The sequence below is a fragment of the Streptomyces sp. WAC06614 genome, from assembly GCF_003949795.1.
In the GTDB taxonomy this organism is placed as follows: Bacteria; Actinomycetota; Actinomycetes; order Streptomycetales; family Streptomycetaceae; genus Streptomyces.
On record NZ_RPRY01000753.1, the window covers coordinates 1 to 767 of the forward strand.

The window sequence follows — 767 nt, forward strand, 5'->3', positions numbered from 1 at the left end:
TGGACCCGCGTGCCCATCCTCGTCCTGTCCGCCCGGCACAGCTCCGACGAGAAGGTCGAGGCCCTCGACGCCGGCGCCGACGACTACGTCACCAAGCCGTTCGGCATGGACGAGCTGCTGGCCCGGCTGCGCGCGGCCGTCCGCCGCGCCGAGCCGGCCGCCGGCAGCGGCGGGGACGAGGTCGTGGTGGAGACCGACGGGTTCACCGTGGACCTCGCCGCCAAGAAGGCCGTCCGCGAGGGGCGCGACGTACGGCTCACGCCCACCGAGTGGCACCTGCTGGAGGTGCTCGTCCGCAACAGCGGCAAGCTGGTCAGCCAGAAGCAGCTCCTCCAGGAGGTCTGGGGGCCCTCGTACGGGACGGAGACCAACTACCTGCGGGTCTACATGGCCCAGCTGCGCCGGAAGCTGGAGACGGACCCCTCGCACCCGCGGCACTTCATCACCGAACCCGGCATGGGATACCGCTTCGAGAGGTAGGAGGGCGCCGGTACGCTTCCTGTATGAGTGCTGACCCGCGTCCCGAGAAGTCCGACCGGCCCGTCAGGCCGGTGGGCCGGTTCCGGCGGATGATAGAGAGGCTGTCCTCCTCGCAGGAGGAGCTGCATTCCGCAGAGCTGCAGGAGGACGCAGAAGCCGCGGGCTGCACGCGGATCTGCGACTCCCACGACCGCCAGATCGTCAAGGTGACGGGAACGCTGCGGACGGTCACCCTGCGTCCGCGTGCCGGAGTGCCCGCCCTGGAGGCGGAGCTCTTCGACGGGTCC

The 767-nt window shown here is 70.7% G+C and carries 1 protein-coding gene and 1 pseudogene; both read left to right on the forward strand.

Annotated elements, in window-relative coordinates:
- The coding region (locus EF918_RS36300) for a winged helix-turn-helix domain-containing protein (protein WP_125653030.1) at positions 1–480 on the forward strand (480 nt) is incomplete at its 5' end.
- 23 nt (positions 481–503) lie between these two features.
- Positions 504–767: pseudogene (locus EF918_RS36305) on the forward strand (OB-fold tRNA/helicase-type nucleic acid binding protein); the annotation flags it as partial.